This is a genomic window from Labedella endophytica, from assembly GCF_003990045.1.
Classification (GTDB): Bacteria; Actinomycetota; Actinomycetes; order Actinomycetales; family Microbacteriaceae; genus Labedella; species Labedella endophytica.
The window spans coordinates 443628-457465 of record NZ_RZGZ01000003.1 but is presented as its reverse complement, the minus strand read 5'-3'; the positions used below and the strand labels follow the sequence as shown (position 1 = coordinate 457465).

At 68.9% G+C, this 13838-nt stretch carries 12 protein-coding genes; 5 read left to right on the top strand and 7 right to left on the bottom strand.

Features of this window, described 5'->3' with window-relative positions; genetic code table 11:
* Positions 1–38: 38 nt before the first annotated feature.
* From ELQ94_RS13140 to ELQ94_RS13125, 4 genes are all read right to left on the bottom strand, one after another.
* On the bottom strand, positions 39–1346 hold the full coding sequence (locus ELQ94_RS13140; RefSeq protein ID WP_127050804.1) for a citrate synthase: 1308 nt from the start codon (positions 1344–1346) through the stop codon (positions 39–41).
* 178 nt (positions 1347–1524) lie between these two features.
* Positions 1525–2634, bottom strand: coding sequence for a succinyldiaminopimelate transaminase (gene dapC / locus ELQ94_RS13135; protein ID WP_127050803.1), 1110 nt, complete (start codon positions 2632–2634; stop codon positions 1525–1527).
* 14 nt (positions 2635–2648) lie between these two features.
* Positions 2649–2969 (bottom strand): ferredoxin, encoded by a 321-nt coding sequence (gene fdxA, locus ELQ94_RS13130; RefSeq protein WP_127050802.1) that lies wholly within the window; start codon positions 2967–2969, stop codon positions 2649–2651.
* Between the two features lie 36 nt (positions 2970–3005).
* Complete coding sequence (locus ELQ94_RS13125; RefSeq protein ID WP_127050801.1) at positions 3006–3458, bottom strand: hypothetical protein; 453 nt, start codon at positions 3456–3458, stop codon at positions 3006–3008.
* A 132-nt stretch (positions 3459–3590) separates the two neighbouring features.
* Between ELQ94_RS13125 and efeU the strand changes: the two genes are divergently transcribed.
* The 4 genes from efeU to ELQ94_RS13105 all read left to right on the top strand — a co-directional run bounded on the left by efeU (position 3591) and on the right by ELQ94_RS13105 (position 8121).
* A complete protein-coding gene (efeU, locus tag ELQ94_RS13120; protein WP_127050800.1) occupies positions 3591–4451 on the top strand; it encodes an iron uptake transporter permease EfeU in 861 nt (286 codons plus the stop codon).
* A gap of 156 nt (positions 4452–4607) precedes the next feature.
* A complete protein-coding gene (gene efeO / locus ELQ94_RS13115) occupies positions 4608–5822 on the top strand; it encodes an iron uptake system protein EfeO (RefSeq protein ID WP_127050799.1) in 1215 nt (404 codons plus the stop codon).
* A 2-nt stretch (positions 5823–5824) separates the two neighbouring features.
* Positions 5825–7135: an iron uptake transporter deferrochelatase/peroxidase subunit gene (gene efeB, locus ELQ94_RS13110; RefSeq protein WP_243697012.1), complete on the top strand. Its 1311-nt coding sequence runs from the start codon at positions 5825–5827 to the stop codon at positions 7133–7135.
* A 101-nt stretch (positions 7136–7236) separates the two neighbouring features.
* Entirely contained in the window at positions 7237–8121 is an 885-nt protein-coding gene (locus ELQ94_RS13105; RefSeq protein ID WP_127050798.1) for an aminoglycoside phosphotransferase family protein, read from the top strand.
* A gap of 72 nt (positions 8122–8193) precedes the next feature.
* Here the strand turns inward: ELQ94_RS13105 and typA are convergent, their stop codons facing one another.
* A complete protein-coding gene (gene typA / locus ELQ94_RS13100; RefSeq protein WP_127050797.1) occupies positions 8194–10101 on the bottom strand; it encodes a translational GTPase TypA in 1908 nt (635 codons plus the stop codon).
* Positions 10102–10314: 213 nt separating this feature from the next.
* Entirely contained in the window at positions 10315–12072 is a 1758-nt protein-coding gene (locus tag ELQ94_RS13095) for an ABC transporter ATP-binding protein (protein WP_127050796.1), read from the bottom strand.
* An 89-nt stretch (positions 12073–12161) separates the two neighbouring features.
* On the opposite strand from ELQ94_RS13095, the gene ELQ94_RS13090 reads away from it, so the two are divergent.
* Positions 12162–12788 carry a PH domain-containing protein gene (locus ELQ94_RS13090; RefSeq protein WP_127050795.1) on the top strand — a complete coding sequence of 209 codons (627 nt, stop codon included), beginning with the start codon at positions 12162–12164 and terminating at the stop codon, positions 12786–12788.
* Between the two features lie 20 nt (positions 12789–12808).
* On the opposite strand, the gene ELQ94_RS13085 is transcribed toward ELQ94_RS13090, so the two are convergent.
* The gene (locus tag ELQ94_RS13085) at positions 12809–13816 is read right to left on the bottom strand and encodes an ABC transporter permease (protein ID WP_127050794.1); all 1008 of its coding nucleotides are present in this window, start codon (positions 13814–13816) and stop codon (positions 12809–12811) included.
* Positions 13817–13838 lie beyond the last annotated feature (22 nt).

Genomic DNA, 13838 nt, shown 5'->3' with positions numbered 1-13838 from the left:
CGGCGTGCGACCGGCGCGGAGACCGCGCCGGTCGTGCCTCAGCTACGCGGGAACTCGCGCTCTCCCGGGCCGATGTAGAGCTGCTGCGGGCGACCGATCTTCGTCTGCGGGTCGAGGTTCATCTCGCGCCAGTGCGCGATCCAGCCGGGCAGGCGGCCGATGGCGAACAGGACCGTGAACATGCGCTCGGGGAAGCCCATCGCCTTGTAGATGACGCCGGTGTAGAAGTCGACGTTCGGGTAGAGGCGACGCTCCTTGAAGTAGTCGTCCTCGAGTGCGATCTGCTCGAGCTCCTTCGCGAGATCGAGGAGCGGGTCCTGGACCCCGAGGTGCTCGAGGACGGCGTCGGCGCTCTCCTTCACGATCTTCGCGCGCGGGTCGTAGTTCTTGTAGACGCGGTGTCCGAAGCCCATGAGCTTGACACCGTCCTCCTTGTTCTTGACCCGCTCGACGAAGCGGGCGACGCCCTCCCCGCTGTCGCGGATCTGGCCGAGCATCTCGAGCACGGCCTCGTTCGCGCCGCCGTGCAGCGGCCCGGAGAGGGCGTTGATTCCCGCCGAGATCGACGCGTAGAGGTTCGCGCCGGTGGACCCGACGAGACGAACGGTCGACGTCGATGCGTTCTGCTCGTGGTCGGCGTGGAGGATGAGCAGACGCTCGAGCGCCCGCGAGAGCACGGGATCGATGTCGTAGACCTCTGCGAGGTTGCCGAAGTTGAGCTTCAGGTAGTTGTCGACGAAGCTCAGCGAGTTGTCCGGATACAGGAAGGCCTGTCCGAGCGACTTCTTGTGGGCGTACGCCGCGATGACCGGGAGCTTCGCGAGCAGACGGATCGTGGTGATCTCGATGTGCTCCGGGTCCTTCGGGTCGTCGCTCGTCTCGTAGTACGTCGACAGCGCGGACAGGGCGCTCGAGATGACGGCCATCGGGTGCGCCGTATGCGGGAGCGCCGAGAAGAACCGCTTCAGGTCCTCGTGAAGCAGCGTGTGGCGACGGATCCGCTCGTCGAACGCGGCGAGTTCGCTCTCGGTGGGCAGTTCGCCGTAGATGAGGAGCCAGGCGACCTCGAGGTAGCTCGAGGACGCGGCGAGCTGCTCGATCGGGTATCCGCGGTAGCGCAGGATCCCGGCATCGCCGTCGATGTAGGTGATCTCGGACTTCGTGGCCGCCGTGTTGACGAACCCGTAGTCGAGGGTCGTGTAGCCGGTCTTCTTGGTGAAGGCGGAGATGTCCATGCTCGGTGCGCCGTCGACCGAGGGCAGGAGCGGGAACTCGGCAGTCCCACCCGGGTAGGACAGCGTGGCCGTCTCGTCGTTCTTCGTGGAATCGTGACCGGCGTCGCCCACAGTGCCTCCCTGGCTTGGTGTTCCATTCGAGCCCGGCCACCGGTGGTTCCCTCCGGCGGCGCTGACGAATACAGCCTAATCGGCGCAGACGCCAACTGTCGCATCCGCCAACGCTCGGGCCGGAACGCCGGAGGATTCCGCCAACGTGCGATCGGTGCTCGCGGATCAGGACGGGACTTCAGGCGACCGCGTCGAGCCTCTCGACTGCGGCCGCGATCCTCTCGTCCGTCGCCGTGAGCGAGAACCGCACGTGCTCGGAGGCGCTCGCGCCGTAGAACGGACCGGGGCCCGCGAGGATGCCACGACGGGCGAGCGAGCCGATCGATTCCCAGGCGTCGCGTCCCTCCGTCGCCCAGAGATAGAGGCCGGCCTCGCTGCCGTCGATGCGGAAGCCCGCGTGCTCGAGAGCGCCGCGTAGAAGCGTACGACGCTCCCGGTACCGCTCCTTCTGCACCGTCACGTGAGCATCGTCGGCGAGAGCGGCGGTCATCGCGCGCTGCAGCGGTCCCGGCACCATGAGGCCGGCGTGCTTGCGCACGGTCGTGAGCCGCGCGAGGGTGTCACGACACCCGGCCGCGAAGGCCGCGCGGTAGCCCGCCATGTTGCTCTGCTTGCTGAGGGAGTAGATGGCCAGCACGCCCCGATCGTCTCCGCCGGTGACCCGCGGATCGAGGATGGACGGGATGCGCTCGTCGTCCCACGGCGCGTCCCAACCGAGCTCGGCGTAACACTCGTCCCCGACGATGATCGCTCCGAGTGCGCGAGCCCGCTCCACACGGGCACGGAGGGCCGCGACGTCGAGCACGCGGCCATCCGGGTTGCCCGGGGAGTTCACCCAGACGAGTCGCGTCTCGGCCGGCCAGTCGGACGGCTCGTCCGCGGCGACGGCGGTCGCCCCGCTCATGGCCGCCCCGACCGCGTACGTGGGATAGGCCGTCGTCGGGTACACGACGACGTCGCCCTCTCCGAGTCCGAGCATGTAGGCGAGGAGGGCGACGAACTCCTTCGATCCCACGGACGGGAGGACCTGATCGGTGCCGAGACCAGGGACACCGCGTCGGCGGGCGAACCACGCGACGATCGCCTCGCGGAGGGCCGGTGTGCCGATCGTCGTCGGATACCCGTGGGCGTCCGTGGCATCGGCGAGAGCGTCGCGCACGACGGCCGGGGTCTCGTCGACGGGAGAACCGATCGAGAGATCGACGATGCCGTCCGGATGGGCGGCGGCCTGCGCCGCGAAAGGCGCCACGGCGTCCCACGGGTAGTCGGGAAGCGGAGCGAGGGCCACGGGAGCCGGACCGGTCAGTGGGCCTGCGGAGGGAGGACAGCGATGACGGGGTGGTCCTTCGGGATCACGCCGATCTTCGCCGCGCCGCCCGGGGAGCCGATGTCCTGGAAGAACTCCACGTTGGCCGTGTAGTAGTCGCTCCACTCGCCCGGGAGGTCGTCCTCGTAGTAGATGGCCTCGACGGGGCAGACGGGCTCGCACGCACCGCAGTCGACGCATTCGTCCGGGTGGATGTAGAGCGAGCGTTCGCCCTCGTAGATGCAGTCGACGGGGCATTCGTCGATGCAGGCACGGTCTTTGACATCCACGCAGGGGAGGGCGATCACGTACGTCACGGTGTGGGGGGCTCCTTCACGTCGGGCTGGATAAGTCTAACCTCGGGGAACGGTCGGTTCGTCCGACCCGCCCCGCCGGTTGCGGGTCGACGGCCAGATGATCACGACGGCGGCGAACGCGGCCGGGGCGACGACCCAGATCCACCCCTCCGTCCCGTTCTCGATCAGCACCGACCCACCGGCACTCTCGAGGGAGAACAGCGCCACGATCCCGACGACCCCGACGCCAGCGGCCACGACGGCCAGGCGCTCCCCCAGCACGAGTCGGAACCCGACGAAGAGTGCGAGGACTCCCACGAGGGAGACGATGAGCCCCCACGGGATCGTCGCCGGCCCGACGGTGAGGACGAGGGGGTGGGCGACGGTACCGACGGCGCCGTACACGACACCGACGACGAACGCGAGGGCTGCGCTCACGAAGCGCGACGCGGCACTCGGGCCGTCATCGACGGGCGAGACGGAATCTCTCGGGTCTCCGGTCGCTGTCACCGCAGAAGTCTATCTGGACTTCTCGAGGACCCCTCGCTATGGTCGGGAGAGGCTCGCTGGTTAGGCAAGCCTTCCCATACCAAACACACCCGGCGCTCCTCCACGTCGTCGGGTCCCGCGTGAAGGACCGTCGTGTTCGCCAGTCTGCTGATCGGTCTCCGAGAGGGCCTCGAAGCCGCCCTCGTGGTCGGCATCCTCGTGGCCTACGTCGACCGGATCGGGCGACGGGATGTCCTCCCCCGGCTGTGGCTCGGCGTCGCCGCGGCGATCCTCCTGTCCCTCGGTGTGGGGGCCGCGCTCACGTGGGGGCCCTACGGGCTGTCCTTCCAGGCGCAGGAGATCCTCGGGGGCGTCTTCTCCCTCGTCGCCGTGACGCTCGTCACCTGGATGATCTTCTGGATGGCCGCTAACGCCCGCACGCTGGGCACCGACCTGCGCGGCCGGGTGGACGCCGCGATCGGAGCATCCGGGGGCGCGGTCGTCCTGATCGGCTTCGTCAGTGTGGGTCGCGAGGGGATCGAGACGGCCCTCCTGCTCTGGGCCGCGACCGCGTCGTCGCAGAACGCGATCTCGGGATCGATCGCCGCGGTGCTCGGGATCCTCATCGCCGTCGCCATCGCCTGGCTCATCAACCGGGGCCTCGTGCGAGTGGACCTCTCACGCTTCTTCCGGTGGACCGGCGTCTTCCTCGTCGTCGTCGCCGCCGGAATCCTCGTCTACGGCATCGGCGACCTGCAGGAGGCCGCTGTCCTCCCCGGGTGGGGCGTCGCCGCCTTCGACGTGAGCAGCATCGTGCCGCCCACGAGCTGGTACGGCACGCTGCTCGCCGGAATCCTCAACTTCACCCCGCAGCCCACGTGGGCGCAGGTCATCGCCTGGGTCGTGTACCTCGCGGTCGTCCTCTCGCTGTTCCTGGTGCGCACTCGACGCCCGAGCGACCGGACCGGATTCGGTCGAGCCGGACCCTCTCCGAGCACGAGCCTGCCCGCCTGACAGGCGCCCCGGCCTCACGCTCTCCCGCGTCGACCGCCGTCGCGGACACTCGTCCGCACTCGTCGCGGCGCCGCGCGGCACCGCACGGCACGCGCCGATGCGTCGTCCTCTCGCTCTCCCCCCCCCCCCCCCCTCCCCATCCGACAGGAGTCCCCCATGCACGCCCGTCCTCTCCCCCTCGCCGGCGGTATCGCCCTCGTCTCGCTCGCCCTCGCCGGCTGCGTCGCGAACAACCCGACCGACGACGCATCCGCGCTCACCGTCTCCATCGCGGACGACGCGTGCGAGGTGTCCGCGGATTCCGCGGCCGCCGGCGTCGTCACGTTCAGCCTCTCCAACGACGGCTCTGACGTGAACGAGTTCGAGATCCTCGCCGACGACAAGCTCCGCATCGTCGGAGAGAAGGAGAACATCGCCCCGGGGCAGACGGTCGACTACGTCGCCGATCTCCCGGCCGGCACCTACTACACGGCGTGCAAATTCCAACAGGTCGGCTCCCCCGTGGGCCTCGCCGAGTTCACCGTGAGCGGCGAGTCCGCCGCCGTGACCGAGGACGAGCAGGAACTCGCGGACACCGCCGTCACCAACTACGTCGGGTACATCCGCTCGCAAGTGGGCGAGCTCGTCCCCGCCGTTCAGGCCTTCGCCGACGCCTACGCGGACGGCGACGACGATACGGCCCGCTCGCTCTTCGCGTCCACTCGCGTGTTCTACGAACGGATCGAACCCACGGCCGAGGCGTTCGGCGACCTCGATCCGAAGATCGACTTCCGCGAGGTGGACGCCGCCGCCGACGGTCTCGACTGGACCGGTTTCCACCGGATCGAGAAGGACCTCTGGGCGCCCGAGAGCGGGGATCTCAACTCCGACGGTACCGACGCGCTCCTCGGCTGGGCCCCGTCGACACCCGCGCAGAGGCAGGAGTTCGCCGACGGTCTCGTGGAGGACGTGGCCGAACTCCACGAACTCGTGACGGCCGACGACTTCACGGTGTCGCTGAGCGACATCAGCAACGGCGCCATCGCCCTCCTCGACGAGGTCGCATCCGGCAAGATCTCCGGCGAGGAGGACTGGTGGTCGGCGACGGACCTCACGGACTTCGCCGCCAACGTGCAGGGGGCCGAGGTCGCCTTCGGCAACGTCAAGGACATCGCGAACGCCCAGGGCGACGACGGGGCCGCCCTCGTGAACGAGATCGATGAGCGGTTCGCGTCCCTCGACGCCCTCCTCGCCGACTACGGAAGCATCGATACCGGATTCGTGTCGTACGACGACGTCGATGATGCCGACAGGAAGGCGTTGTCGGACGAGGTCAACGCCCTCGCCGAGCCCCTCTCGCAGCTCACGAGCGTCGTCCTCGGAGCGTCCTGACGATGACGCACCGTCCGGAGGAGCCGATGACGGGCGACGACGCGACACCCGGTCGCGGCGTCTCCCGTCGCGGGCTGCTCGGGCTCGTCTCGGCGGGAGCCGCCGGGCTCGCGGCCGGTGCCGCCGGTGGAGTGGGCTTCGCGACCGGTATGGGCAGCACGGGTGAAGGAACCGCCGGCTCCACGGCCACCTACCCCTTCTACGGAGATCACCAGGCGGGTATCACGACCCCGGCGCAGGATCGACTCCACTTCGCCGCGTTCACCGTCTCCTCGACGCTCGATCGCGAGGGACTCATCGGCCTCCTCTCCGATTGGTCCGCCGCGGCCGCCCGATTGACCCAGGGCCTCGACGTGAGCGAGACGGGTGCGCTCGGCGGATCCGACGTCGCGCCGCCCGACGACACCGGGGAGGCCATCGACCTCCCCGCGAGCGGGCTGACGATCACGTTCGGATTCGGCCCGACGCTCTTCGAGGACGCCGACGGGGTCGATCGCTTCGGCATCGCGGCCCGCCGCCCGCCGGGCCTCGCACGCCTGCCCCGTTTCGCCGGGGATGCCCTCCGGCCGGAGTGGAGCGACGGCGACCTCTGTATCCAGGCGTGCTCCGACGACCCGCAGGTAGCGGTCCATGCCATCCGCAACCTGAGCCGCATCGCATTCGGCCGAGCCTCCATCGCCTGGTCGCAGCTGGGCTTCGGGCGGACCTCCTCCACCTCGACGGCTCAGACGACGCCGCGTAACCTGTTCGGCTTCAAGGACGGCACCGCGAACCTCAAGCTCGAGGATCGATCCGGCGTCGACGACCACGTGTGGGCGGGAGCGGACGATATCGCGTGGATGCGGGGCGGGACCTACCTCGTGGCGCGGAAGATCCGGATGGTCATCGAGGTGTGGGATCGCCAACAGCGTCAGGAGCAGGAGCGCGTCATCGGGCGATCGAAGGGCGAGGGTGCGCCGCTGTCCGGCGGCACCGAATTCACCGAACCCGACTTCGCGGCGACGGGAGCGGCGGGCGAACCCCTCATCGACACGGCGGCCCACGTCCGTCTCGCCCACCCGGAGAATCTCGGCGGGGTGCGGCTCCTCCGCCGCGGCTACAACTACGTCGACGGGAACGATGCGCTCGGCTCCCTCGACGCCGGGCTGTTCTTCATCAGCTTCCAGCGCTCGATCGATCAGTTCACGGCCGTGCAGACAGCCCTGGCCGGGGACGCCATGGCCGAGTACGTGAAGCACGTCGGCTCGGCCGTGTTCGCTGTCCCTCCGGGCGCACGCGACGACGGCTACGTCGGAGCGAGCCTGTTCGCCTGATCGAGCGAACACGCTCGTCCCGGCACCATCGCCCACGCGGTACCCTCGAGACCGCACGGTTACGCCGACGAGCCCTGTTCTCGTCCTGAACGGAGGCGACGATGGCGGTGACACCCACGGCAGAGCTCGACATCGACGCGACCCTCGTCGCTTCGCTCCTCTCCGATCAGCACCCCGATCTCGCAGGTGAGCCGCTCCGTCTGGTGGCGAACGGCTGGGACAACACCCTCTTCCGGCTCGGCGACGATCTCCTCGTCCGCCTCCCCCGGCGCGCGGCCGCCGCGCAGCTCGTGGAGCACGAGGCGGCGTGGCTCCCGATCCTGAGCGCACTCGTCCCGGTGGCGACGCCCGTCCCCGTCCGGACGGGGTCTCCGTCGTGGCGGTACCCCTGGTCCTGGACCATCTCGCGCTGGATCGACGGTGAGAGCGCACGTCGGCTGACGCCGGGCCAGCGCGCTCCCCTCGCCCGACCGCTCGCCGAGGCGCTGACAGCACTCCACGTGCCCGCACCCTCCGACGCACCGCTCAACCCCGTGCGTGGGGTCGACCTGCGTTCCCGCGATGCCGCCGTGCGCGGCCGGCTCACGGCGTCGGCCTCACCCGCTGCCGGTGGGCTCGAGGCGCTGTGGTCGGATCTCGTCGACGCACGCGCGTGGTCGCGCGAGCCCGTCTGGGTCCACGGCGACCCCCACCCGGGAAACGTCCTCGTGAGGGACGGCCGGCTCGCCGCTCTCATCGACTTCGGCGATCTGTGCGCCGGGGACCCGGCGACCGACCTCGCCGCCGGGTGGCTCTTCTTCGAACCGGACGCTCGCGCGCACTTCCGCGCGACGGCGGACGCCCGAGGGCACTACGACGCGGCCGATTGGGTCAGGGCGCGCGCGTGGGCCCTGATCATGGGCACCGCGATCGACGCCCACTCCGACGACGACCCCGCCATGGCCGCGCTCGCAGCCCACACCCTGACCCAGGTCGCCGAGGGCTGAAGCGGAAACGAGAACGGCCCCCTCTCACGGAGGGGGCCGTTCCATCGAGCAGGTCCGGTCGGACCGATCGAATTACTCGGACTGCTTCTTGAGGCGTGACGTGTTGCGGGCGCGCGCGTTCTGGTCGAGCTCGACCTTGCGGATGCGCACGATCTCGGGGGTGACCTCGACGCACTCGTCCTCACGGGCGAACTCGAGGCTCTCCTCGAGCGTCAGCTGGCGCGACGGTGTCATGGACTCGAACGTGTCGGAGGTCGACTGACGCATGTTGGTCAGCTTCTTCTCCTTCGTGATGTTCACGTCCATGTCGTCGGCGCGCGAGTTCTCGCCGATGACCATGCCCTCGTACACCTCTTCCGTGGGGTTCACGAAGAAGGACATGCGCTCCTGGAGCGCGATGATGGCGAACGGCGTGACGACGCCCGAGCGGTCGGCGACGATCGAGCCGTTCTGGCGCGTGACGATGGCGCCGGCCCACTCGCCGTAGCCGTGGGAGATCGCGTTGGCGATACCGGTGCCGCGCGTGATCGTGAGGAACTCGGTCCGGAAGCCGATGAGCCCGCGGGACGGGACGATGAACTCCATACGGACCCAGCCCGTACCGTGGTTCGACATGTTGTCCATGCGACCCTTGCGGGCGGCGAGCAGCTGCGTGATGGCGCCGAGGTGCTCCTCGGGAGCGTCGATCGTGAGGTGCTCGAACGGCTCGTTGACTTTGCCGTCGATCCGCTTCGTGACCACCTGCGGCTTGCCGACGGTGAGCTCGTAGCCCTCGCGTCGCATCTGCTCGACGAGGATCGCGAGAGCGAGCTCTCCACGGCCCTGGACCTCCCAGGCGTCGGGGCGACCGATGTCGAGGACCTTGAGCGAGACGTTGCCGATGAGCTCGCGGTCGAGGCGGTCCTTGACCATGCGCGCCGTGAGCTTGTGACCCTTGACCTTGCCGACGAGCGGCGAGGTGTTGGTACCGATGGTCATCGAGATCGCCGGGTCGTCCACCGTGATGCCCGGGAGCGGCCGCACGTCGTCGGGGTCGGCGAGGGTGTCGCCGATCATGATGTCGGCGAAGCCGGCGACGGCGACGATGTCACCGGGGCCCGCGCTCTCGGCGGGGTAGCGGTCGAGGGCCTTCGTGATCATGAGCTCGGTGATGCGCACGTTGTGCACGTCGCCGTCGTGGCGGACCCACGCGACCGTTTGGCCCTTCTTGAGCGTGCCGTTGAAGACGCGCAGGAGGGCGAGGCGACCGAGGAACGGCGACGAGTCGAGGTTCGTGACGTGCGCCTGCAGGGGGTGCTCGTCGTCGTACGTCGGCGCCGGGATGTGCTTCAGGATCGCGTCGAAGAGCGGCTCGAGGTCCTCGGCGTCCGGCAGCGTGCCGTTCTCCGGCTTGTTGTCCGAGGCGCGGCCGGCCTTGCCCGAGGCGTAGACGACGGGCACGTCGAGGACGGCGTCGAGGTCGAGATCGGGGACGTCGTCCGCGAGGTCGGAGGCGAGACCGATGAGGAGGTCCTGGCTCTCGGCGACGACCTCGTCGATGCGCGCGTCCGGTCGGTCCGTCTTGTTGACGAGCAGGATCACGGGGAGCTTCGCCTCGAGTGCCTTGCGGAGCACGAAGCGCGTCTGCGGGAGGGGGCCCTCGCTCGCGTCGACGAGAAGGCAGACGCCGTCGACCATCGAGAGGCCTCGCTCGACCTCTCCACCGAAGTCGGCGTGGCCGGGCGTGTCGATCACGTTGATCGTGATGGGGCCGTCGGTCGCGTGGACGCCGTTGTACGAGATCGCCGTGTTCTTGGCGAGGATCGTGATGCCCTTTTCGCGCTCGAGCTCGTTCGAGTCCATGGCGCGGTCCTCGAGGTGCGCGTGCGCCTCGAACGAGTTGGTCTGACGGAGCATGGCGTCGACGAGAGTCGTCTTGCCGTGGTCGACGTGTGCGACGATCGCCACGTTCCGGAGGTCTTTACGTGTGGCAATCGCCATAGTGCTGTCCTGGTCCTTCTGTTCGGCTGGGTGTCGCGCCTCGGACGAGCACGTTGCTCGGGGAGGATCAGGCACGGGAACGGCACTGATGAGACGCTGGATGGGAGGTTCTTCGGGCGCTCGGACGCGAAAATCGTCGGTACCCTGTCACTACTTTACCCGGATGACGGGTCCCCCCGCAGATCACACCCGATTCACGGGCGTCGTCGCTCCCTAGTCGTCCGTGCCGGCCGCCAGAATCTGGCGTCGCAGATCCCGTCGTGCGGCCTGCGTCTCGGGGTCAGGGATCGGGATCGCGGCGATAAGGCGTTGCGTGTACGGGTCCTTCGGCGATCGGAGGATCTGGTCGCGCGAGCCCGTCTCGACGATCTTGCCGTGGTGCATCACGGCGATGCGATCCGCCATGATGTCGACGACGGCGAGGTCGTGGCTGATGAAGAGGCACGCGAAGTCGAGCTCCTGCTGCAGCGACTTGAGGAGGTCGAGCACGGTCGCCTGCACCGAGACGTCGAGTGCGGACGTCGGCTCGTCGGCGACGAGCAGCTGGGGACGCAGGGAGAGCGCCCGCGCGATGCCGACGCGCTGCTTCTGACCGCCCGAGAGCTCGTGGGGGTATCGGTTGCGGTAGTTCTTCGGGAGCCGCACGCTGTCGAGGAGCTCCTCGACGCGACGATCGAGGTCCTTGCCCTTCGCCTCACCGGCGAGGAACAGCGGCTCGCCGATGCTCTCTCCGATGGGGAGTCGCGGGTTGAGCGACGACGACGGGTCCTGGAAGACGATGCCGACCTTCCGTCGGAGCTGCTTCACGAGCCCACGGCTGTGCTTCGACAGGTCGATGTCCGTCACCATGAGGTGACCGTCCGCGATGGGCTGCAGTCCGATCGCGGCGCGACCGATCGTGGACTTTCCCGACCCCGATTCGCCGACCAGGCCGAGGATCTCGCCCGTGGCGATCTCGAGCGAGACGCCGTCGACGGCTCGGAAGGTCCCGACCTTGCCCCGCGCGCCGTACTCGATCACGATGTCGTTCATCGCGAGCACCGGCTTGGCGACGTGCTCGGTGGTGACCGCCGGACCGGACTCCCGAGCCGTCGCCTCAGCGAGGGTCTCGACGACGTCGATCTCCGGTCCGTCGTCCGTCTGGCCGAGGTGGGGCACCGCAGCGAGAAGCGCCTGGGTGTAGGGGTGCTGCGGAGAACCGAAGATCTGGGCGGCCGTGCCCTGCTCCACGATGACGCCCTCCTTCATCACGACGATGCGGTCGGCGATGTCGGCGACGACGCCCATGTCGTGGGTGATGAGGAGCACGGCGCTGCGCAAGCGATCCTTGAGGTCGCGGAGGAGCTCGAGGATCTCGGCCTGCACGGTGACGTCGAGGGCCGTCGTGGGCTCGTCGGCGATGAGGAGGGACGGGTCGAGGACGAGGGCCTGCGCGATCATCGCGCGCTGGCGCTGGCCGCCCGACAGCTGGTGGGGGTAGGAGTCGAACGCCTTCTGCGGGTCCGGCATCTCTACGAGCGCGAGCATCTCCATCGCCCGGGTCGCCGCCTCGGTCGGCGTCATCGAGCGGTGCGTCCTGATCGTCTCGATGATCTGGAACCCGACCGTGTAGACGGGGTTGAGCGCCGTCATGGGCTCCTGGAAGATCGCGGCGACCTCCTCACCGCGCAGCGAGTGGAGGTCGCGCGGCTTCAGTCCGACCACGGAGCGACCGTTCACGCGGACGTCGCCGCGGACGCGCGCATTCTTCGGGAGCAGGTCGAGGATCGCCATCGAGCTCGCGCTCTTGCCCGACCCCGATTCACCCACGACCGCGACGACCTCTCCGGCGTCGATCGTGTAGGAGAGCTTCTGGGCGGCCGGGACCCACACACCGTCGACGCCGAAGTCGACACTCAGGCCGTCGACCTCGAGGACGGTGCCCTCCGGCCCGGGGACGGTCGTGTTCTTCGGTGACTCTGCAGTCGTCATCGGACGACCTTCCTTTCGATGGTGCGGCCGGCGCCAAAGCGTCCGGTCCGAGGGGAGGCCGCGCAACGGCGACCTGAGAGGATGGATGAATGCCAGATGCTTCGGCGCGGTTCGAGCCCGTGCGCCTCACGTCCCGCTTCAACAGGGTGGTCGCCGGTCTCATCTGGGCGGTCGTCGTGGTCTTCGGGGCCGGAATCGCCGCGACGGGACGGATGGACGACTACGTCAATCTCGCCCCCCTGCTCGCCTATGCGGCCGCGGCCTCGTACTACCTGCTGTGGCGACCGTGGCTCGGCGTATCCGACGACGGGATCGACGTGGGGAACGTGGTCACAGAGGTCCACATCCCCTGGGAGAGCCTCGTGGACGTCGACACGAAGTACGCTCTCGCCCTCCGCGTTCCCGGCACGGCCTACTCCGTGTGGTGCGCTCCGGCGCCCGGCGCGGTCGGCATGATCCGTGCGACCCGTGCGCAGCGATCCCAGACGCGGGCTACGACCCGCGAGTCGGTCGTGCGCCCCGGCGACCTGCCCGACACCGAATCGGGTCGAGCCGCCGCAGTCGTCCGGGAACGCTGGTTCGCTCGCCGCGACGCCGGCCTCATCGAGGCGGGCGTCGCAGATCGGACCCCGGTGCGCGTCACGCGCGACGTCGTCGCCATGACGGTGCTCATCGGTGGAGCCGTTGCGGCGATCGCGGGTCTCGCGTTCCTGTGAGATCAGGAGGGACGGCGCGGTCATGACCGCTTCGCGACGGTGTCCGTGATTTCCCGCATCTTGCGCCGCTTGAAGCGCTTCTGACGGGGGTCGAACGCGTCGCGCAACCCGTCTCCCACGAAGTTCACGAGCAGGGCGAGGCCGACGATGAAGAGGGCCGGCCACCAGTAGAGCCAGGGGCGGGTCGAGAACGCCGACTGGTTGTCGCTGATCAGGAGTCCGAGCGACGACTCCGGCGGGCGGATGCCGTAGCCGAGGTAGCTGAGTCCGGTCTCGAGCAGGATCGCGCTCGCGGCCAGCAGCGTCGCACTCACGATGACCACGCCGACGGCGTTCGGCAGGATGTGCTTGAAGATGATGCGCATGTCGCTCGCCCCCGCGACGCGGGCGGCCTCGACGAACTCTCGCTCGCGGAGGCTCAGGAATTCAGCGCGCACGAGTCGGGCGATGCTCATCCAGGACACGAGCGCGAGCAGGATCGACAGGACCCACACGCCGAGTCCGCTCGACCCGGCCGTCTGGCCGACGACCGCGCCGATGACGATCGCGGGGATCACGATGAAGACGTCCGTGATACGCATGAGGACGGCGTCGACCCAGCCACGGTAGTACCCGGCGATGGCACCGATGACTGTACCCACGACTGTTCCGAGCCCGCCGATCACGAGCATGACGATCACGGAGTTCTGGATGCCACGCATGACGAGCGCGAAGTAGTCGACGCCGATCCGGTTCTGACCGAAGGGGTGGTCGCCGAGAGAGAACGGCCAGAGCGACAGCGACGGGGCACCCGCCTGCGCGTTCAGCGACGTGAAGCTGTGCTTCCACCAGCCGGGGATGGGCCCGAAACCCGTCGCCGAGAAGGCGAAGACGATGACGAGCACGAACAGGACGAGCGACACCACCGAGATCCGGTTCTGGAGGAAGCGCTCAAAGATCAGGCGACCCTGGCTCTTGCCGACGACGGCGTCGGGCCGGTCCTCGGGTTCGGGCTGGGTGGGAACGCCCAGTTGGATGTTGACGCTCATCGGTTCACCTCGTGAGTGGGGA

Excerpts from the sequence above, each read along its gene's own strand:
- efeO (WP_127050799.1), top strand. The coding sequence starts at position 4,608 with ATGCACGCCCGTCCTCTCCCCCTCGCCGGCGGTATCGCCCTCGTCTCG.
- efeB (WP_243697012.1), top strand. The coding sequence starts at position 5,825 with ATGACGCACCGTCCGGAGGAGCCGATGACGGGCGACGACGCGACACCC.
- ELQ94_RS13105 (WP_127050798.1), top strand. The coding sequence starts at position 7,237 with ATGGCGGTGACACCCACGGCAGAGCTCGACATCGACGCGACCCTCGTC.
- typA (WP_127050797.1), bottom strand. The coding sequence starts at position 10,101 with ATGGCGATTGCCACACGTAAAGACCTCCGGAACGTGGCGATCGTCGCA.
- ELQ94_RS13095 (WP_127050796.1), bottom strand. The coding sequence starts at position 12,072 with ATGACGACTGCAGAGTCACCGAAGAACACGACCGTCCCCGGGCCGGAG.
- ELQ94_RS13090 (WP_127050795.1), top strand. The coding sequence starts at position 12,162 with ATGCCAGATGCTTCGGCGCGGTTCGAGCCCGTGCGCCTCACGTCCCGC.
- ELQ94_RS13085 (WP_127050794.1), bottom strand. The coding sequence starts at position 13,816 with ATGAGCGTCAACATCCAACTGGGCGTTCCCACCCAGCCCGAACCCGAG.